Consider the following 19816-nt stretch of genomic DNA (forward strand, 5'->3'; position numbering starts at 1 on the left):
CCAACCGCCACACCTGGGCCCGCCCCCGCCCCCCCCCCCAACCCCCCGCCCCCGCGCCGGCGAGTCCCCCCCCCCCGAGCCTGCTCACGGCCAGCGCCGCCGCCTGCGTCACCAGGGCCGCGTGGGGCGGGGTCGCCGCGCCGTCCCTCGTGTCCAGCCCGTGGAGAAGCCTGCCGTACTGAAGGAGGTCGAGCGTGTCCAGCGCGGGAAGTCGGCCGCCCGCCCGCTCGCCACGCATGATCGCGGGACTCGCCCAGAAGACGGACAGCCGACCGGCCAGTCCGCCGGAACTCCGGACAGCGGCCGACAGATCGTCGATCGTCTCACCGTCGGCGTCCGACAGCGGATCCCCGATGACGAGGACGAGGTCGACGTCGCTGACGAGAGGCGCGAAACCTCCGTGCGCGAGACTGCCAATCGCATAGGCGCTGAGGAGCCGCGACCCGAACCGTTCCCGGCCGGCGTCGACAGCCCGGCCGAGCACCATCTCACCTTCGCCGGAAATGACGCTCACCCCTCTGGAGAGGACGCACTGGATCCGGGCCCCACCGGACCCCGGTGAGGCCGTTCCACGATCGCTGTCCGGATTCGTTCTCGATGACGGGAGGGGTTCCACGCCCCTCCCGGGCACCCGCCGCGTGACTCAGGTGACGTCGGGGGCGCTTACCGCGCTGAACTTCTTCAGCTCGCCCAAGGGCGTCCAGTACAGGAACTCGGCCAGCGCGAAGTCCGGCCCGGCCGAGGTGTCCTCCACCGCGATCCCCGTGGCGGTCCATTTCTTGAAGCCGACCGTGCCGAGATCCTTCACCGTGCCCCCGTCCGGAGCCAGGCGCAGCTTGACCTCCTGGACAGCCAGAGGGACGTTGTCCGAGCTGGACAGCAGCAGGAGAGGCGCCTTGGTCCTGTAGTCGAAGGGCACGTCATAGCTCTCGATGCAGACCCGCGTCACGAGCTGGTGCGGTGACCCGTCCTTCGCCACTGTCTGCAGGGTGTAGAACGGCCCGCAGGACTGCAGGTAGTTCTCCTTCTCCACCGCGTCCGCGGGGGCCGCGACGCCGATCAGGGCCGTCGCCGCGGCCGCGATCGCGGCCGGAGCGCACCTCTTCCGGATCCTCATTCGTCCTCCACAAACTCGTTCCGCCGTCGGGGCGGCGACACTTCGAGCGTCGTGATTTCCTCGCCCTCCGGTGGCGCGGCCGCTTCTCGGCGACCGGACCAGGGGGCCGAGCCACTCAGGTGAAATCGGGAGGGCTCACCCCGGCGAACTTCTTCAGCCCGCTCGGAGACGTGTAATAGAACTCGGCCAGCCCGAAGTCCGGTGCGGACGACACGTCTCCACCGGGGTGCCCCCAGAGTGTCACGCTGCTGACCTCGACCGTGCCGTGGTTCCGCGCCACCGTATCCGTCGCGAGACGCAGCTGAACCTCATGTATCACCAGCGGGACGTTGTTGAAACTGTAGAGCCTCAGGTACGGCGTCTTCGTCCGGCTAGTGTAGGGCCAGTACCCCGACGTGTAGCTCTCGATGCAAACCGTAGCCTTGAGTGTCTTGGGCGCCCCGTCCGGCCCCACGACCTGCAGCGAGAACTGCGGCCCGCAGGAGTTCACGAAGTCGCCCTTCTCCACCTCTGCGCTCGCCGGCGCCGCGACGCCGACCAGTGCCACCACCGCGCCCACGGCGGCAGCGGCGGCCAGCTTTCCGACCTTCATCAGATCCTCCGATGGTTGAGTTCACCCGAGCGAACAGCCGGGCTTGACGGCCTGTCCTCCCACGAATGTCCCGTCCCGCCGGCATCTCCGGCCTGGGCAGGTACGAGGAGGATCATCGAGTGGCTCGTCGAGATGGTTGCGAACACGAACGATCCGGCCAGCGGCCGGTGGGACGGTGCCATTTACTCCTGCCTTGCTGGGAAACCACGACGGAACCGGAAGGCGGAAGCGGACTTCCACAGCCGGCCGCCTTGACAGGAAACCGCGAGCGGCCGCTGGGGCGCTTGAGCAGACGCTACTCATTCGACGCACAGGCGACCTCGCGTGGCGGTCCGGCTCGCCGCGGGCGGATTAGGTAGCCGCTACTCTTGATTCCTTCATCAAACGGGCCACCGGGATCAGGCCCGTCGGAGACCTCGAGGAAGGGCCTCCTCGCCGCTCCCCGGCGGCGCTGTCCCGGGACTGGCCCCGGGCACCGGCCGGATGGGTAGGTCGTCCCTGACACAGGACGATCAGGTTGTCCGGATCGGCCTGTTGGGTCGTCATCCCGCCGTGCCCGATGAGACGCTGGCCCGTCCCGGCCTCGGCGGGTGACGCCCGCACCGGCCCTGGCGGCCCTCGACGCCGCTCCGGATCCCCTGGCCGGCGGCGTTCTGCTGGTCACATCACGGACAGTGGCCCGTCTCGTCCCGGGAGATGCGGTAGGAGAGGTAACGGACGCACAGGGCGGTCTTCCACTCGACCACGTCACGGGGGTGTCGTAGTGCCGCAGCTCCCTGCCCAGGCCTGGGACCAGATGCTGCAGCTGGCAGTGGAGATCTTCGCGGCTCCGGAGCCTGGCGACGTGTGGCGCATCGTGTGCGAGCAGGCCAGCGGATCGCTGTTCCACGCCGACGTCGCCGGTGTGATCGAGATGGACATACCCCGGCGAGTCGGCATGGTCGTCAACATGGCACCCGGTCCCGCCACGTGGCCCCAGGGTTCCCTGTTACACGACGACCTGATCCGCGACCATCCCTTCAGCACCTACGTCTTCGCCAACGGCGTGCCTCCGCTCATGAAGGTGACCGATCTGGTGTCGCCCCCGGAGTGGCGACGGACCGCCTCCCACGCCTTCATGCGGGAGACGCTGGGCGCCCAGCACCATCTGAACGTGCCGTTCACCGGCGGCCCGCTGTCGCTCGGCATTTCGATCATGCGTTCGGACGGAGACTTCGGCGAGCAGGAGATGGCGCTCGCCCACCGGCTCGCGCCGCTGCTGGAGAGCGTGGCCGGCCACGTGCGTCAGCTCGCCCGCTGGAACGGCGAGCCCTCGTCACCGCTTCGCGCGCTCCGGGCCGAGGTCGCCGCCGAGCTGACGATCACGCCCCGGGAGGCCGTGGTCCTCGCCGCCATCGCCGAAGGGCTCACGGCCTCGGCGATCGCGCGCCGACTCGCGATCTCCGAACGCACGGTCGGCAAGCACCAGGAACGGCTCTACCGCAAGCTCGGCGTCACCGACCGCCTCGCGGCCGTCCTGCGCGCCCAGCACATGGGTCTGTTGCCTCCGCCCACTCCCGGCGGCGGCCTGACCAGGGTCAAACAGGGGCCCGCCTCGTCCGGGAACGACCGCCAGACGCCAGGTGAGGAATCCCTCGAGACGGGAGACGGACGTGGTGGCCACCGGCCGGCCGGACGACTTCCACGTTCGCGCGCCGACACGGTTCGTCAGACGGTTCGCACACGTCCGTGACGCGTCTGCTGCGCCGCCGCGGCAGCATCGACACCGAACGCACCCGCCGGGCCGGCGTCCTGCTGGCCCTCCTGGACGGGAAGCTGGACCGCCAAACCGCCGCGGCCGCGCTGTCCCTGTCGGACTCCGACCCGGTGGTGCTAGCCACCGCCCGCCCGACCTCCGACGACGCCCGCGAGTCCGACGCCGCCCGCGTCGTCGACTTGGTCGCGCTGCACGATGAGTACTGGCATCCCGGCGCGGCCGCCGCGCTGGAGGCCGGTGAGGTGCACCTGCTGCTGCCGGTCGCCACGCACGGCCACGTCGAGGAGCGGCTGGCGGACCGGCTGCGCAAACTCGGCGCCGACCTGGTCACCGCCGCCCGCCGGTCGACCAGGGTCGCCCTGACGGTCGGCTTCGGCCCGGCGGTGCCGGGACTCGCGCAGGCGGCGCGCTCACGGCACCTGGCCGTCCAGGTCCTCGACGTGCTGCGCGGCGACCCGGATCGTCACGGACCGGTGGCGACTCTCGGTGACGTGCGGGCCGAGGTGGTGCTCGCCGCGCTGCTGGAAGGCGAACCGTTCGACGACGAGGACCCGCGGCTGACACAGGTCCGGGCGATACTGGCGCACGACGCGGCGCAGGGCAGCGAGTACGCCCAGACGCTGCTCACCTACCTCGGCACGTTCGGCGACATCGTCGCGACCGCCCAACAGCCGCGGTCCCGCCAACGGCGCCCCCAGCCGTCGCCATCACGGCGTTGACCAGCCCGGACATCGACGTCGCGGAGCGACCGGGACGTCGATGACGACCACCGAGCCAACCGGCGGGCGCAACAATTCACGTCCCGTTCGCTGACGTGCCACCGGCGGGCCTTCGCTGGCCGGCGCTGTCGCACCGAGCTGGTCCGGTAGGGCAGGCGCGGACTGGTTACCTGGCCAGAGAGCCCGCGAGGGCGGGATACAAAAGGATCAAGGACGAGGACTGGCCGGCAACGCGGCTTCGACCTGATCCAGGCTCGTAACTGGGTTTGCGAATACACGGAGGGCTCCGCGGCGCTCGCCCTGCCCTCCGCCAGGGAGATCTTCACTCGGCACGAGCGGGAGTCCGTTCTGTTGAAGATGTGGCCGGCCCCGGGTGTCCCAGGTGAACTTCTGGCCGATCAGCGCCGACCATGTCGATTTCGATGTCGGCCTTCGAGAGCTGCACGCCGCCCCTGCCGGAGCGACTCCTCGGCGTCAACCAGCGCCGCGAGTGGATAGGAGCGACCTCGCCGACCGGCGACCGGCGACCGGCCGGGGATCATCCGTCGGCGGCACGCGGGGCGACCTCGCGAGACGCTCTCGGAGACGCCGGCGAGACGCGCGAGTGGCGCCTGCCCGATAGACACGTAATCGGAACGAAACAGCACGGGGGGTGAGCATGTTCCACGACCTGGACGCGAGCCTCGCCACGCTCGTGAGCGCGGAGCTGTCGCTGTCGGGCGTGGACATCAGTTTCGACGGTCCCGACGACCAGTTCCCGCCGGCCGGCGTCCGGCTGCCCGCGCTGTCGTTCTTCCTCTACGACGTCCGCGAGGACATCGAGCTGCGCACGGCCGAATGGGAGGAGGAACGCGACGCCGCGGGCAGGGTCGCCCGACGGAAGCGGCCACCCAGACGGGTCGCCTGCTCGTACCTCATCACCGCGTGGCCCAGTGAGAGCACGCCGAAGCCCGCCGAGGACGAGCACCGGCTGCTCGGCGAGGTGCTCAAGGTGCTGCTGCGGCACCCCAAGGTCCCGGCCGAGCACCTGCGCGGCGAGCTCGCCGGGCAGGAACCGCCGGTGCCGACCCGGATCATCGCCGAGAACCGGCTCCAGAGCCTCGGTGAGTTCTGGCAGGCGATGGGCGGCAAACCCAAGGCCGCCCTGCACTACTGCGTCACCGTGAGCTTCGACGTGTTCGCCCCGGTCGAGGCCGCCACCGCCGTCAGTCGGGCCGGTGTCGTCCTCGCGCACCACTCCTCCGCGACCTGAGTACCCGAACAGGAGGACGACGAGGGATGCCCCAGTACCTCACGCCCGGCGTGTACGTCGAGGAGGTGCCGTCCGCGGTCAAGCCGATCGCCGGTGTCGGCACGAGCACCGCCGGCTTCATCGGCGCGGTCGCCGACGACGTCACCATGCCCCTGCGTCCCGGCCGCACCGGCACCAGGCCGCCCGCGGCCGACGCCGGCGACTCGGCGCCGGTCCGCGAGCCCGACGACTTCTACCCCGTCGCCGCCGCCGGCACCGCCGTGCTCGTCGACAGCTGGGACGCGTTCCGCGCGAACTTCGGCGACGTCCAGCCCGGCAACGCCGTGCTCGCCAACGCGGTCTACGGCTTCTTCAACAACGGCGGCTCCCGCGCGCTGGTCACCCGCGTCGCCTCCGGCACCGACCGCAACCTCATCGCCGCGCTCGAGTCGTTCACGGTCCTCGACGAGATCGCGATCGTCGCGATCCCCGGCGCGGTGAGCGACGCCGTGCAGACCGCGATCATCGACCACTGCGAGCATGAGTACGCGCAGGACCGCTTCGCCGTGCTCGACGGCCGCCGGGCCACGTCGCTCACCAAGGCCGCCATCGCCGGCAACGTGCGCGACAGCAGCTACGCCGCCGTCTACTACCCGTGGATCCAGATCGGTGTCGATGACGGCGGCGCGCCGGTCTACCAGCCGCCGAGCGGCCACGTCGCCGGCGTCTACGCCCGCGTCGACGCCGAGCGTGGCGTCCACAAGGCGCCCGCCAACGAGGTCATCCGCGGCGCGCTCGGCGTCGAGACGACGGTCGGCAGGGCCGGGCAGGCGGGCCTGAACCCCGGCGGTGTCAACGTGATCCGCCCGTTCGGCGCCAACGTCACGATCTGGGGTGCGCGCACGACCGCGGCCGCCGGCGCACCCGAGTGGAAGTACATCGGCTCGCGCCGCCTGTTCAACTTCATCCGCGAGTCCATCGACGAGGGCCTGCAGTGGGCCGTCTTCGAACCGAACTCGGCCGAACTGTGGTCGAAGGTCCGCCGCAACGTCACCGCGTTCCTCACCACGGTGTGGGCCGGCGGCGCGCTGCTCGGCGCGACCCCGGAGCAGGCCTTCTACGTACGGTGCGACGAGACGACGAACCCGCCCGAGGTGCGGGACCTCGGCCAGCTCGTCGCCGAGGTCGGCATCGCGCTGGTGAACCCCGCAGAGTTCGTCGTCTTCCGGATCAGCCAGTGGGCCGGCCCCGCGGCCTGATGCCGGGGCTCCGGCGGGAGGACGTCCGACCGCCGGAGCACCGGAGCTTCGTCACGGGCGTGCCGGTGTTCCTCGGGTTCGGCAAGGACACGGCGCAGGGCACGGCCGGCGCCGTCGGGCCGGAGCAGCTCGCCACGGCCGGCGACCTCGCCGCCGTCACCCTGCCAGCGGGTGGCGCCCTCGCCGACGCCGTCCGCGGCTTCTTCGCCAACGGCGGCGCCACGTGCCACGTCGCCTGGACCGACCCGGGCACCGACCCGGTAGGGGCCGTGCGCCGGGGTCTGGCCGCGTTGGAGGACCTCGACGACGTCGACCTCGTCTGCCTGCCCGACCTCGCCGCCTGGCCACGGGAGGAGGACGTCGCCGCCGCCCAGCGCGCCGTGCTCGAGCACTGCGCGGCGCGCGGCGACCGCTTCGCGGTGCTCGACGCCGTGCCGGCGGCGGGCCTCGCGCCGGTGCTGCGCCAGCGCGAGCGGCTGGCCGGGCCGGACGCCGCGTTCGGCGCGCTCTACCACCCGTGGGTGCGGGTGCCCTCGGCCGGCGTCGCGCGGTACGTGCCGCCGTGCGGGCACCTGGCCGGCACGTACGCGGCCGGCGACCGGGAGAAGGGTGTGCACCGCGCGCCGGCGAACCGCGAGCTCGAGGGGGTGCTCGACGTCGCCGTCGACCTGGCCGACGCCGAGGTGGGCGCCCTGTACGAGGCGGGCGTGAACCCGGTGCGCGCACTGCCCGGCCGCGGCATCCGTGCCTGGGGCGCCAGGACCGCGAGCGACGACGAGGCGTGGCGCGACATCACGGTGCGCCGCCTGGTGTCGACGGTCGGGCGCTGGGCCGAGCGGTTCCTCTCGGCCGTGGCGTACGAGCCGAACGACGTGCGGTTGTGGGTGCGCATCACGCGCGAGCTCACCGCCGCGCTCGAGCTGCTCCACCTTTCCGGCGCCTTCGCCGGGCGCACCGCCGAGGAGTCGTTCTACGTCAGGTGCGACCACGAGACGAACCCGCCGGAGGTAGTCGCGGCCGGGCTGGTCGTCACCGAGATCGGGGTGGCGCCGGCCGTCCCGGCGGAGTTCATCGTCGTCCGCGTCGTCCAGGGCGCGGACGAGGCCACGGTCAACGTCATGGTCAACGCGGCCTGACCGGGTCGCGAGAGGGAGGGAGGTCCGCCGGACATGGTGACGCGCATCGACCCGTACGCGGGGTACAACTTCTCGGTCGAGCTCGACGGGATCACCCGGGCCGGGTTCCGCGAGTGTTCCGGCCTCCAGAACAGCCAGAACGCCGGCACATACCGCGAGGGCACCGACCGGTACCTGAGCCCGCGGAAGATCCCGGGTCTGGTGACCTACGGTGACATCACCCTGGGCCGCGGCGTCACGAGCGACAGCAAGCTCTGGGAGTGGCGCCAGAAGGCCGCGCGCGGCGAGGTGGTGCGGCACAACATCTCCATCACCGTGCTCGACGACGTCGGCAACGCAAAGATCACCTGGAACCTCTTCGAGGCGTGGCCGACGAGCTGGACCGGCCCTTCCCTGAACGCGACCACCGACGAGTTCGCGATCGAACAGATCACCATCGCCTACGAGCGTCTCGAGCTGGACCAGTGGTCGTGACCGACACGCGCCAGCCCGGCGCGGCCCCGCCCGCGCGGGACGCCGGCCCGACGGAGTTCCCGTTCGAGCTGCCGCGCGGCCTGGTGGGCCCGGACGGCACCGTGCACCGCGAGGGCACGATGCGGCTCGCCACGGCGTACGACGAGATCGAACCGATCAAGGATCCCCGGGTGCGGGCGAACCCCGGCTACCTCGTCGTCATCCTGCTCGCCCGGGTGATCAACCAGCTGGGGACGCTCGAGCACGTCAACACGAACACGATCGAGCACCTCTACGCCGCGGACCTGGCCTACCTGCAGGACCTCTACCAGCGGATCAACCTCACCGGCAGCTCGCGCTTCCAGGTGGCCTGCCCGCACTGCGACGGCGACTTCGAAGTGGAGACCTCGGGCCTGGGGGGGTGACCCGCTACCCCTCGGACCGGCTGCACGAGGAGGTGGCGTACGTGGCATTCCATTTCCACTGGCAGCGTGACGACATCCTGCGGCTCGAGCACCGCGAGCGACAGCGCTGGGTGGCCGAGATCGCGCGGATCAACCAGCGGATCACCGAACAGACGGGAGGGCGAAGATGATCGGTCTGAGCTGGGCGCCGGCCGTGATCGGCAACTGGGTGCCCGGCGTGCGTCCACTCGACCCCTTCCCCGGGTTCAACTTCGCGGTCGAGATCGAGGGTCTGATGGTCGGCGGATTCACCAGCGTCGACGGCCTTGGGGGTGAGATCCGCACGACAGAGTACCGGGAGGGCGGAGTCAACGGCTACGTGCACCGACTCCCCGACTGCGCCACCAGCACCAACCTCGTGCTCAAGCACGGCCTCACGGCCAACAGCTCGCTGTGGAACTGGTACGACAACGCCGCCCGCGGCGTGATCCAGCGGTGCAACGGCACGATCATGATGCTCGACCGGCGCCAGATCCCGTTGATGTGGTGGAACTTCCGCAACGCCCTGCCGGTGCGCTGGACCGGTCCCGCGCTCGACGCGAGCAGCGACGGGATCATCTTCGAGTCGATCGAGCTCGCGCACGAGGGCCTCAGCAAGCCCCTCGCCAGCCAGGCGCTTGCCGCCGCCCACGGCCTCGCGCAGATGGCGCGGGTATGACCACGACGAGCCCGGGCATCGACCCACGCCTGCTCGCGCGCCTGTACGCCCGCGAGCGGCAGGCGGGCCTCCTCGACCGGACGCCCGCCCGTCTCCTCGCGCTGCGCCACGAGCGGATGGTCGGCGGCGTGCCGCTCGCCGCGGTCGTGCTGTCGCGCGGCACACCCGAACCGGAACGGGTGGCGGGCGAGCTGCCCGTCGTGACGGCGCGCGCATCCGAGCCGCCGACGGTGCCGGGCGGCACCGGCGCACGCGCGCGGACACCCGGCGGGCGGGACGCGGACGCGACCCGTCTCGCCCCGGCCCTCGCCGCCCCGGCAGCGCCGCCGCGCGTCACCGCCACACCGGCGGCGCGCGCGACACCGTGGCCGCGGGACCGGGCGGCCCCGCTCGTGCCGGCGCCGGTGGGCCCGCGGAGCGCCGCGGTGCCGTCGACGGGCGGGCCAGTGGTGACGGGCATACCCGCAGCGGAACACGTCGTCGCGCCGCCTGACCGCGCAGCCCCGCCTGACCACGCAGCCGGTCGGCCCGCGCGGCCGGCTACCGGTGTGCGTCCGGCGGCCCCGGCCGCGGCCAACCCGCTCGCCCTCGCGGATCCCGCGCCGCGGACCGGCACCGCGCAGCCGGTCGTCCGGCGGCTCGTGCGCGGTGGCCGCCACCCGGCCTCGACCCCGGCCGCGGCCCCGGCATGGGGCCCCGTCCCGGAACGCGCGGCGGCGGCCGCGCCGGCCTCCGCCCCCGCGCTCGCCGCGGCCGACGCGCCGACGCGCCTGCCTGTGGTGGTGCCCACCCCCGTGGCCGCGCCGGCGCCGGAGACGACGCCCGTCGTCCGGCCGCGGCTTTCCCTGGAGGCACGAGGGATGCCGGTGGTCGCGCCCGTACGGGAGCTCGGCCCGGTGCCCGTCGTCCGGTCGGCACCCGTCGTCCGGTCGGCACCCGTCGGCGCGCCGACACCACCCGTCGGCACCCTGCCCGTCCTGGCGGCGACACCGTACCCGGCCGCCGCCGCGGCGCACGTCCCGGCTCGACCCGCTGTCACCCTCCCCGTCCCGGCATCGGCACCGCCCCCGACCACCGCCGCGGCGCACGTCCCGGCACCGGCCCACACGGCACACGCGGCACACACCAGGCGTCCCGCCCGCCCGGGAGCACCCGCGCCGGACGCGGGCGCGGAGGTCGACCTCGACCGGCTCGCGGACGCCGTCCAGCGGCGCATGGTGCGCCGGTTCGGCATCGAGGCGGAACGGCGAGGGGCGCGGCGATGAAGCTCACCGGCCTCGTCACCGGCGTCCTGCACAGCGACAGCCTCGAGAAGCTGACGATCACGTACAAGAAGGGCGGCGTGAAGAAGGAGAAGATCGAGGCCCTGTTCAACCCGAGTGAGATCAGCCGGTCGCGCTCGATCCAATGGGAGCCGCCGAAAGGCGGCGTGACCGGCCAGGTGCTGGACAAGCGGCCGCAGAAGTTCATCGGCGTCCAGCCGGAGACGCTCTCGATATCGCTGTTGTTCGACACCTACGAGTCGCGCGGCGACGCCGACAACCGCGTCGTGGGAGCGCTGAAGAGCCTGCGCGACACCGCGAACCCGTTCGCGAGCGGCACCGCGAGCGACGTCACGAAGCTCACCCGCGAGGTCGTCAGGCTCGCGAAGATCGACAGCGAGACGCACGAGCCGCCGGTGTGCGAGCTCAGCTGGGGCGAGTACGAACACATCTTCACCGGCGTGCTCGTCCAGCTCGACCAGCATTTCACGATGTTCCTGCCGGACGGCACACCGGTGCGCGCGACGCTCGACTGCACGTTCGCCGAGTACCGCACCCGGGCGCGGTCGAAGGCGGAGGAGCCGCACTCGGCCGACGTCGTCAAGTCGCGGGTGCTGCGGCGCGGCGACACCCTGCACAGCCTCGCGGCCGAGGAGTATGGCGACCCCGGGCTCTGGCGGGAGATCGCGCGCGCCAACCGGATCGCAAATCCGCTGCGGGTGCGTCCCGGCACGGTGCTGACCATCCCCCGGCTAGAGGCCCAAGGGCGTGCGATCACGGCGCAGCCGCCCGCGCCGGGGCCGCGGTCCCAGACACGGGTGGGGTAGGCCCAGATGCCCGGTGCGATGGCCAACGTGGCGCCCCCGACGTGGACCGTCAAGGTCAACGGCAGCGCGCTGCCGCTCGATGCCGAGCATGATCTCCTGGGGATCCGCATCGAGCAGGATCTCGACGCGATCGGCATGCTCACGATCCAGCTGATGAACTGGAACTCCGAGACGCTGGGGCACACCTGGTCGGACTCGCCGCTGCTGGGGGTCGGCGCGAGCGTGGAGGTCCAGCCCGGAGGGAGCGGGGCGGGGGACCCCGCGGCCTTCGTCGGCGAGATCATCGGTGTCGAGCCGGTCTGGTCGAGCGGCCGGTCGCCGACCGTGACCGTGCGGGCGTACGACTTCCTGCACCGCCTCAACCGGTCGACGATGACGCGCACCTTCGTCAACCTCACCGACAGCGACATCGCCTCGAGGGTCGCGCGGGAGGCCGGCCTGCGCGCACAGGTGACGAACACCCGCACGAAGCACACGCACGTGCTGCAGTCCAACCAGACGAACCTCGAATTCCTCCGGTCCCGGGCCCGCCGCAACGGCTACGAGGTCTTCGTGCGCGGCAAGGAGCTCCACTTCCGCGAGCCCGCCCTCGGCCAGCCCGTCGAGCACACCCTGCGCGTGGGTGAGGAGATCGCCGAGTTCGCGGCGTGGCTGAGCGCGGCCGGCCGGGCGGGCACCCAGACCGTGCGTGCGTGGGACGCGCGGCGCAAGGAGGACATCGTCGGGACCAGGGCGAGCCGCGTCGTCCCGACGATGGGCGCCGACACGACGGGGCTGGGCCAGGCCGACAAGATCTTCGGAGCGGCGACCGTCACGACCGCCACCGTGCCCGTCCGCAGTCAGGAGGAGGCCGAGAAGCTGGTGGTGGGCCGGCTGAGAACGTCCGCGCTGGCCTACGTCGAAGCCGAGGCCGAGGGCCCGGGGCTGGCGACCCTGCGGACCGGCACGACGGTGGGCGTCGAGGGCGCCGGAACGACCTTCAGCGGCACGTACTACGTCGCGCAGGTCGTGCACACCCTCGCCGAGGGCAACCACTTCCGCACGGCGTACCGGCTGCGCAGGACGGCGGCATGAGCAGCGAGGTGTACGAGCGCCTGCTCGGCGTCGGCACGGGCGACGTGTTCGCCGGCGTCGCCGTGGGCGTGGTGACCAACATCAAGGACCCGGACCGGCTCGGCCGGGTGAAGCTCAGGCTGCCGTGGCTCGCGGACGACGTCGAGACCGACTGGGCGCGGGTGGCGGCGCCGATGGCCGGCAAGGGGACGGGCGCGCAGTTCCAGCCCCGCCTCGACGACGAGGCGCTCGTGGCGTTCGAGCACGGTGACCCGGGCACGCCGTACGTCATCGGGTGGCTGTGGAACGGCAAGGACGCACCGCCGGAGCCCGACGCCATCGGCAAGGGCAACGTGCAGGTTCTCCGCTCACGCTCGGGTCACGTCGTCCGCCTCGACGACACGCAGGACAACGAGCGGGTCGAGATCATCGCCAAGGGGGCCAAGAGCAGCATCGTCATCGACGTCGGCAAGCAGACCGTGACGATCACCGGTGAGAAGGACGTCGTCATCGAGGCGACGAACGGCAAGCTCACGATGCGCGCGAAGGCCGGTGTCGAGATCACCTCCGACGCCGAGATCAAGATCGATGGCAAGCGGGGCACAGAGATCAACGGCGGCTCGAAGCTCACCCTCAAGGGTGGCGTCGTCAACATCAACTGAGTGGGAGGCGGACGTGGGACTTCCGGCGGCGAAGCAGGGCGACCAGGTCGTCGGTGTCGACATGCACGTCGTCGTGCCCCCCGCGCCCGCGGCGCCGGCGCCGATGCCCCTGCCTTTCGCGGGTGCGCTCAACGGCAACCTCAGCTCGAACGTCAAGATCATGGGGCGGCCCGCGGCGACGGTCGGCAGTACGGCCGACAACGCCCCGCCCCACGTCGCGCCCGGCGGCGTCTTCCAGCGCCCGCCCTCGAACAAGGGGACCGTCAAGGTTGGCAGCCAGACCGTGAAGATCAACGGAAAGCCGGCGGCGCGCGCGGGCGACCCCGTCGAGACCTGCAACGACCCGACCGATCTTCCGGTGAGCAAGATCGTCGCTGTCGGCACCGTGAACATCGGCTAGGGGCGCGGCGTGGACTCGGGATTCGGCGGCCACGGGTGGGCCTTCCCCGTCGGTGTCACCGACGACGGCACGATCCGGACGACGTCCGGCGACGAGGAGACCGTCCGGAACGCGATCTGGATGATCCTCAGCACCTCGCCCGGCGAGCGGGTGATGCGGCCCGACTACGGGTGCGGCATCGAGGACCACGTGTTCGGCGAGGTCGGCCCCGCGACGACGGCGGGCATCGCGCGCGACATCACCGAGGCGCTGCAGGAGTGGGAGCCGCGGATCGACCTGCTCGACGTCCAGGCCCGCCAGGACCCCGGGGACCGGGGCGTGCTGCTCGTCGAGATCACTTACCTGATGCGCTCCACGAACAGCCGGCTCAACCTCGTCTACCCCTTCTACCTGGAGTGACGGAGTAGCCGTGACGACGCTTCCGCCGCCCCTCGATCCGCGTGACCGCGGCGAGCTGGCCGCGTGGACGACGGCGCTCGCCCAGCGGTACAGCGCCTGGCGTCCCGCCCCGGACGGCTCGTCCGACCCCGGATCGGCGCTCATCGGCATCGCCGCGCGGTTCGCCGAGCTCGTCGTCGAACGCCTCAACCGTGCTCCGGACCGGGCGCACCTGGCGTTCCTCGACCTCATCGGGGAGCGCCCGACGCCGGCCCGCCCGGCGCGCGTGCCGGTGACGTTCACGTCGGCCGAGGGCAGCCCGGCCGGCGTGCCCGTGCCGGCGCGGACGCCGGTGTCCGCCCCGGGCGGCGAGGACCGGCCCGAGGGCGTGACCTACGAGACCGACGAGCCGCTGGTGCTCTCCCCTGCCCGGTTACGCGCCGTCGTCGTCACCGACCCCGTGCACGACACGTGGACGGACGTCGTGTCACCGGAGGGCGGCGGGCTCGGCGCGGAGGTGAGCGCCTTCACCGGCGCGACACCGGTCGTGCACGCGCTCTACGTCGAGCATCCGATGCTCGCCTCGGCCGCGCCGCGACCGCTCACCGTCGTCGTGACGTCGCCGCCCGACGAGCCGTGGGTCGCCGAGCAGGCGCGGTGGTCGCGGTGGGACGGGGCGGGGTGGACGGCGCTCGCCGCCGACGCCGCGACGGTCAGCACGCCGGCGCCGGACCGCCGGGTGGTGCGCCAGCGGTTCCCGGCCCATGCCGGGGCCGAGGAGGGCGACGTCGAGGGCGTCACCGGGCACTGGCTGCGCGCCGAGCTCACCGTGCCGCTCACCGGCCACGCGGTCGCCGAGCCGCCGACCGCGGTCGCCGTCGGGCGCCGACCGCCGGAACCGTTCGCCCAGGGGCTGGCGCCGTTCGGCGTCGAAGGCCAGGTGAAGTGGTTCTACCTGAGCGTGCCGCGGCCACCGGAGAGCACCCCCGGCACCCGGGTGCGGATCACGTTCGCCGGGGCGCGCTGGGGCCGGCCGGGACGAGGCCGGCCGGCGGTGCTCAACTGGACCTACCGGGTCGGCGAGACCTGGCGCCCGATCGGCCGCTCGTGGAGCAACACCTCCGAGCCGGACGGCCCGCTGCGCGTCGTCGACACCACGCGGGCACTCACCCGGACCGGCGACGGCGGCGGGGTCACCTTCACCCTGCCGCCCGACCTGACCGGCGCCCTGCTGGGCGGAGTCGACGGGCACTGGCTGCGTGTCGAGGTCGACCAGAACGAGGGTGGCGGCTACGACGTTCCGCCCCTGATCGACGCGATCGAGGTGGCGTACGAGCGGCCGCGGCCACGCCTGGTCGACCTCACCCTGGAGCGCGACGCCGCGGAGACGACGCCGGCGCCGGTGCCGTCGGCCTTCGCGAACGGCGCCGAGCTCGACCTCAGCCGCGCCGTCCGGCCGTTCGGCGAACAGCCCGCCTACGACGACGTGCTCTACCTCGAATGTCCGGAGCCCCTTGCCGCCGCTGGGCGGCTCACCCTCGTCGTGACGGTGACGAACGCCGAAGGCAAGGCGACGCCGCTGCCCCTCGTGCGCCTGCGTCCGGCGATCCGGTGGGAGACCCACGACGGCGCCGCGTGGCGGGCGGTCCGCTCGGTGAGCCGGGCCGACGCGTTCACCGTCGACGGGGACGTGACGATGGAACCCGCTGCCCCGTCCCGGCCGGTCGAGGTGGGCGGCCGCACCGCCCACTGGGTGCGCGCGCGGCTGCTCGGCGACTACGGCGCCCCCGCCGCGTACACCACGACGAAGGACGCGGCCGGCGCGTGGAAGGCCGAGTACACCCCGGCCACACTCGCGCCGCCGCTGCTCGCCGACCTGGGCTGGCGGCCGCTCGCGGTGACGCGGGACCGGCCGCGCGCGCTCGTGACACGCAACGCCGACCGGGTGAGCGTCGAGGCGGTGCCGCCCGGCGGGGCGCTGACGGCCATCAGGAGCGAGGGCGGCGACGGCCTGGTGCCCTATGTGGGCGACGTGGAGAGCGACCCGGCGCTGAACCTCGGCTTCGACCGCGACTTCGGCGAGGAGCCGGTCACCCTGTTCCTGCCCGTCTGCCCGCCCCGCCCGCGGGAGGTGGCGGGCGAGGGCGCGGACGCCGGGCCGGGTGGGGCGCGGCTGTCGGTGGTCTGGGAGTACTCCGGGGAGCAGGGCTGGGAGCCGCTCGCCGTCGTCGACGGAACCGAGGGGTTCGCCGACCGGGGCACGGTGCGTTTCGTCGGGCCGCCCGACCAGGTGGCACGCACGGTCGCCGGCCGGGACGCCTACTGGGTGCGGGCCCGCGTCGCCGGCGGCGACCTGCCGTTCCAGCCGCGGGTGCGCGGCGTGCTGCCCGACACCGTGTGGGCCACCGAGGGCACGACGGTCGCCGAGGAGATCCTCGGCAACGGCACCGGCACGCCGGGCCTCGAACTGCGCACGGCGCACACGCCGGTGCTGCCCGGCGAGCGGCTGGTCGTGCGCGCGGACACGACGCCCGCGACCGGTGCCGGTGCCGGTGCCGGTGAGGAGGTCTGGACGGTCTGGGAGGCGGTCACCGACCTGCGCTCCTCCGGCCCGGACGACCGGCACTTCGCGCTCGATCGGCTCACCGGCGCGATCCGGTTCGGCGACGGGCTCACCGGGCTGGTGCCACCGCCTGGCAAGGGCAACATCCGGATCGGGTACCGGTACGGCGGCGGCGTGTTCGGCAACACCGGAGCCGGCACGGTGACCCAGCTCGCCGTCGCCCTGCCCTCCGTCGACGCCGTCGTCAACCATCTGCCCGCCGAGGGCGGCGCCGACCGCGAGTCCCTCGACGACCTGCGCTCGCGCGGCTCGCGGTCGCTGCGGCACCGGGGCCGCGCGGTGGCGGCGGCCGACTTCGAGGACCTGGCGGTCGCGGCCACGCCCGCGCTCGCCCGGGCCAGGGCCGTGCCGCCGCGCGGCTACGACCCGGCCGAACTGCTGTGGCTCGACCCGGCGCGTCCGAAGCCGACCGACGCGCACACCGCGCTGCGTGGCGGCCGGGCCGGCGTCGTCGTCGTGCCGGCGACCGGCGGCGACCGGCCCACGCCGAGCCCTGGGCTGCTCGACGAGGTGCGCGCGTACCTGCTCGCGCGGGCGCCGGCGACGGCGGACGTGTGGGTGGCCGGTCCGGAGTGGATCGGGGTCGCGGTCGTCGCGACCGTCGTGCCGGTGCCGGGTGCCGAGCCCGACGCCCTGCGGGAGGCGATCCACCACCGGCTGCGCGCGTTCCTGCACCCGCTCACCGGCGGTGCCGCCGGCGCTGGCTGGGATTTCGGCCGCAAGCCGCACCGCTCGGACCTGTTCGCGCTCGTGCGGGCGGTGCCGGGCGTCAGCCACCTGCGTCAGCTCACCGTCCGCTTGACGCCGGAGGTGGGCTCCGAGGCCTTCGCGACGCGGATCACCGACCTCGTCGACCGACCTCTCGCCGCCGGTGTGGACGAGACACCCGACGCCGAGGCGCGGCGCTGGCTCGACCGCGCCTTGGTCTTCTCCGGCGACCACGAGATCACCATGACCCTGCGAGACTGAGGACCGGCGATGTCGATCACCCCTACCGGGCCGGACGAGCTCACCTACGCCGCGCTCATGGCCGAGGCCCGGGCCCTCATCCCGGCGCTGCACCCCGGCTGGACCGACCACAACCCGAGCGACCCCGGCATCGCGCTCGTCGAGCTGTTCGCCTGGCTCACCGAGATCCTCGCCTTCCAGGTGGACGAGGTGCCCGACGCGCACACATGGTCGTTCCTCGCGCTGCTCAACGGGCCCGCCTGGCGCCCGCCGCCCGACCCCGCCGCCGCGGACCTCGGCGACGCCGTGGCGGCGGCGCTGCGCGAGCTCGAGCGGCGGCACCGCGCCGTCACCGCCGCCGACTACGAGCACCTGCTGCGGGCCGAGTGGCCGGGCAGCCCCGAGGCGGCCGGCCTCGGCGACGCCCGCCTCGCCCGGCTGGCCCGGGTGCACGCCGTCGCGAGACGCGACCTCACCCGGCCGGCGGCGACGGCGGAGCGGGACGCGCCGGCGCACGTCAGCGTCATCGTCGTGCCGCCGCCGGCACACGCCGAGGCGCGCCCGGCGCCGTCGGAGAAGCTGTTGCGGGCGGTGGCGGCCTTCCTCGACGCGCGGCGGCTCGTGACGACGCGGCTGCGCGTCGTCGGCCCGGCCTACGCCGAGATCGGGATCGCGGCCCGGCTCGGGCTGCGCGCGGACGCCCCGCCGGCCCAGGCGCTGGCGGACACCGTCGCGGCGCTGCGCGCCGCGTTCGACATGTTCACGGGTGGTCCGGAGGACATCGGTCGGCCCTTCGGCGAGCCGGTGCACCTCTCCGACGTGTACGCCGTGCTCGACGCGCTCCCGCTGGTCGACTTCGCCGAGGACGTGACGCTCACCGGCGGCCGGCCGGTGACCGCCGAGGACGACTCGGTGTCCGCGATCGGCCTCGCGCCACACGAGCTCGCCGTCCTGCGCCGGATCGAGCTCGTCGCGCACGACAGCTACCGGCGCCCACACGCGCTGACCTGGACGGCGCAGGACACAGGGTGATCGGACACCGGGTGATCGGCGGCACGGCGAGGAGACACGGGATGGAGAAGGAACACGGAATGGGGGACGCGGGATGAGGGAGATGGTGTGAGCAGCTCGTACCTCGACCACCTGCCCGCGGCCTTCCGCTCCGATACGTTCGTCGGCGACTTCCTGCTCGCCTTCGAGGCGCTGTTCACCGGCCGCGACGACGCCGGCGACGATGACACCAACGACGGTGAGCTGGCCGCCGGCTCCGCCGGCGGGCCTGGCCTCCAGCAACGGATCGACGACATCTCGCGGCACTTCGACCCGGTGACCGCGCCACCGGACTTCCTGCCCTGGCTGGCGGGCTGGGTGGCGCTCGCCGTGCCCGCGAACTGGGACACCGACACCACCCGCGGGTTCATCCGCGAGATCGTGCCGCTCTACGCGCGGCGCGGCACGATCGGCGGGCTGAGACGGATGCTGGAGATCTTCCTGCGGCCGCTCGGCAGCGACGTCGCGGGGAACGACGTGGTCGTCCACGACGCGTTCGACGAGCTGCCGCACTACTTCCAGGTGCGGATCAGCCTGCCGGACAACGACTCCGAGCGGATCCGCGCCACCCGCGAGACGGCACGGGCGATCATCGACCGCGAGAAGCCCGCGCACACCGTCTACGCACTCAAGATCGTCATCCCCACGATGCGGCTGGTCTCCGAGGAGCGGATCCGCGCCGAGGGCCGCGGGCAGATGCTCCGGCTCGGCGGGAACACCTGGCTCGGCACCGCCGGGTAGGAGGGGACGAGAAAATCCGATGGCGGACTACACGAAGCCGGCCGACGTGCTCAAGCGCGTCCGGTTCTTCGACGGCCAGTTCCTGATCGACCAGGACTTCGTCGACGAGCAGTACTACCACCTCGACCGTGAGCGCCGCACGGCCCGCTCGCTCCGGCTGACCGGCGTCGTCGACGGGCTCGCCATCGCCGCGGCCTCCGGCGCGCCGTACCGGATCACCGTGTCGCCCGGCAGCGCCGTCGACCCCCTGGGCCGGCACCTGCTGCTCACCGGCGCCGTCACGCTGGTCCTGCCCACCGACAGGTTCTCCGGCGTCACCGGCGCGGACGTGCGGCTGTTCTACGGCGAGACCGCGACCGACCTCGCGCCGTCCGGCGGAACGAGCAACCGCCGCTGGGACGAGACGCCCGTCGTCGCCGCGCACGCGGGGAGCGCGATCGCGGTCGCCCCCGCCCCCACCCCCGCCCACTGGGGCTCCGCCGGCGGG

General features: G+C 73.1%; 20 protein-coding genes and 2 pseudogenes. 19 read left to right on the plus strand and 3 right to left on the minus strand.

Features of this window, described 5'->3' with window-relative positions; translation table 11 throughout:
* From I6A81_RS00705 to I6A81_RS00715, 3 genes and pseudogenes are all read right to left on the minus strand, one after another.
* Window positions 1-514 (minus strand): annotated as a pseudogene (locus I6A81_RS00705) (hypothetical protein); the annotation flags it as partial.
* 129 nt (window positions 515-643) lie between these two features.
* The gene (locus tag I6A81_RS00710; protein ID WP_202999653.1) at window positions 644-1117 is read right to left on the minus strand and encodes a hypothetical protein; all 474 of its coding nucleotides are present in this window, start codon (window positions 1115-1117) and stop codon (window positions 644-646) included.
* A gap of 115 nt (window positions 1118-1232) precedes the next feature.
* Window positions 1233-1709, minus strand: coding sequence for a hypothetical protein (locus I6A81_RS00715; protein ID WP_202999655.1), 477 nt, complete (start codon window positions 1707-1709; stop codon window positions 1233-1235).
* A gap of 763 nt (window positions 1710-2472) precedes the next feature.
* On the opposite strand from I6A81_RS00715, the gene I6A81_RS45360 reads away from it, so the two are divergent.
* From I6A81_RS45360 to I6A81_RS00810, 19 genes and pseudogenes are all read left to right on the plus strand, one after another.
* Window positions 2473-3441 (plus strand): helix-turn-helix transcriptional regulator, encoded by a 969-nt coding sequence (locus I6A81_RS45360; RefSeq protein ID WP_202999657.1) that lies wholly within the window; start codon window positions 2473-2475, stop codon window positions 3439-3441.
* Complete coding sequence (locus tag I6A81_RS00725; protein ID WP_202999659.1) at window positions 3438-4184, plus strand: CdaR family protein; 747 nt, start codon at window positions 3438-3440, stop codon at window positions 4182-4184. Before I6A81_RS45360 ends, I6A81_RS00725 begins: the two co-directional genes overlap by 4 nt.
* Window positions 4185-4842: 658 nt before the next feature.
* The gene (locus tag I6A81_RS00730) at window positions 4843-5436 is read left to right on the plus strand and encodes a DUF4255 domain-containing protein (RefSeq protein ID WP_202999756.1); all 594 of its coding nucleotides are present in this window, start codon (window positions 4843-4845) and stop codon (window positions 5434-5436) included.
* Window positions 5437-5462: 26 nt separating this feature from the next.
* The gene (locus I6A81_RS00735; protein ID WP_202999661.1) at window positions 5463-6674 is read left to right on the plus strand and encodes a phage tail sheath family protein; all 1212 of its coding nucleotides are present in this window, start codon (window positions 5463-5465) and stop codon (window positions 6672-6674) included.
* Complete coding sequence (locus I6A81_RS00740) at window positions 6674-7810, plus strand: phage tail sheath family protein (RefSeq protein ID WP_202999663.1); 1137 nt, start codon at window positions 6674-6676, stop codon at window positions 7808-7810. Before I6A81_RS00735 ends, I6A81_RS00740 begins: the two co-directional genes overlap by 1 nt.
* A 33-nt stretch (window positions 7811-7843) precedes the next feature.
* Window positions 7844-8284, plus strand: a complete 441-nt coding sequence (locus I6A81_RS00745; RefSeq protein WP_202999665.1) for a phage tail protein — start codon at window positions 7844-7846, stop codon at window positions 8282-8284.
* Entirely contained in the window at window positions 8281-8688 is a 408-nt protein-coding gene (locus I6A81_RS00750; RefSeq protein ID WP_202999667.1) for a hypothetical protein, read from the plus strand. The genes I6A81_RS00745 and I6A81_RS00750 overlap by 4 nt, the downstream gene beginning before the upstream one ends.
* Window positions 8685-8858, plus strand: coding sequence for a DUF6760 family protein (locus tag I6A81_RS00755; protein WP_202999669.1), 174 nt, complete (start codon window positions 8685-8687; stop codon window positions 8856-8858). Before I6A81_RS00750 ends, I6A81_RS00755 begins: the two co-directional genes overlap by 4 nt.
* Window positions 8855-9385 (plus strand): phage tail protein, encoded by a 531-nt coding sequence (locus I6A81_RS00760; protein WP_202999671.1) that lies wholly within the window; start codon window positions 8855-8857, stop codon window positions 9383-9385. Before I6A81_RS00755 ends, I6A81_RS00760 begins: the two co-directional genes overlap by 4 nt.
* Entirely contained in the window at window positions 9382-10650 is a 1269-nt protein-coding gene (locus I6A81_RS00765) for a hypothetical protein (protein ID WP_202999673.1), read from the plus strand. The genes I6A81_RS00760 and I6A81_RS00765 overlap by 4 nt, the downstream gene beginning before the upstream one ends.
* A complete protein-coding gene (locus I6A81_RS00770; protein WP_202999675.1) occupies window positions 10647-11474 on the plus strand; it encodes a CIS tube protein in 828 nt (275 codons plus the stop codon). Before I6A81_RS00765 ends, I6A81_RS00770 begins: the two co-directional genes overlap by 4 nt.
* A 6-nt stretch (window positions 11475-11480) precedes the next feature.
* A complete protein-coding gene (locus I6A81_RS00775) occupies window positions 11481-12548 on the plus strand; it encodes a phage late control D family protein (protein ID WP_202999677.1) in 1068 nt (355 codons plus the stop codon).
* The gene (locus tag I6A81_RS00780; RefSeq protein WP_202999679.1) at window positions 12545-13189 is read left to right on the plus strand and encodes a phage baseplate assembly protein V; all 645 of its coding nucleotides are present in this window, start codon (window positions 12545-12547) and stop codon (window positions 13187-13189) included. The genes I6A81_RS00775 and I6A81_RS00780 overlap by 4 nt, the downstream gene beginning before the upstream one ends.
* Before the next feature lie 13 nt (window positions 13190-13202).
* Window positions 13203-13589 (plus strand): PAAR domain-containing protein, encoded by a 387-nt coding sequence (locus I6A81_RS00785; protein WP_202999681.1) that lies wholly within the window; start codon window positions 13203-13205, stop codon window positions 13587-13589.
* A 9-nt stretch (window positions 13590-13598) separates the two neighbouring features.
* Entirely contained in the window at window positions 13599-13988 is a 390-nt protein-coding gene (locus I6A81_RS00790) for a GPW/gp25 family protein (protein WP_202999682.1), read from the plus strand.
* Window positions 13989-13998: 10 nt separating this feature from the next.
* On the plus strand, window positions 13999-17559 hold the full coding sequence (locus I6A81_RS45365; RefSeq protein WP_202999683.1) for a putative baseplate assembly protein: 3561 nt from the start codon (window positions 13999-14001) through the stop codon (window positions 17557-17559).
* A gap of 9 nt (window positions 17560-17568) precedes the next feature.
* Window positions 17569-18570, plus strand: coding sequence for a baseplate J/gp47 family protein (locus tag I6A81_RS00800; protein ID WP_202999684.1), 1002 nt, complete (start codon window positions 17569-17571; stop codon window positions 18568-18570).
* An 87-nt stretch (window positions 18571-18657) separates the two neighbouring features.
* On the plus strand, window positions 18658-19329 hold the full coding sequence (locus I6A81_RS00805) for a phage tail protein I (protein ID WP_202999685.1): 672 nt from the start codon (window positions 18658-18660) through the stop codon (window positions 19327-19329).
* A 19-nt stretch (window positions 19330-19348) separates the two neighbouring features.
* Window positions 19349-19816: pseudogene (locus tag I6A81_RS00810) on the plus strand (hypothetical protein); the annotation flags it as partial.

Origin of the sequence: Frankia nepalensis (assembly GCF_016786325.1) — a bacterium.
In the GTDB taxonomy this organism is placed as follows: Bacteria; Actinomycetota; Actinomycetes; order Frankiales; family Frankiaceae; genus Pseudofrankia; species Pseudofrankia nepalensis.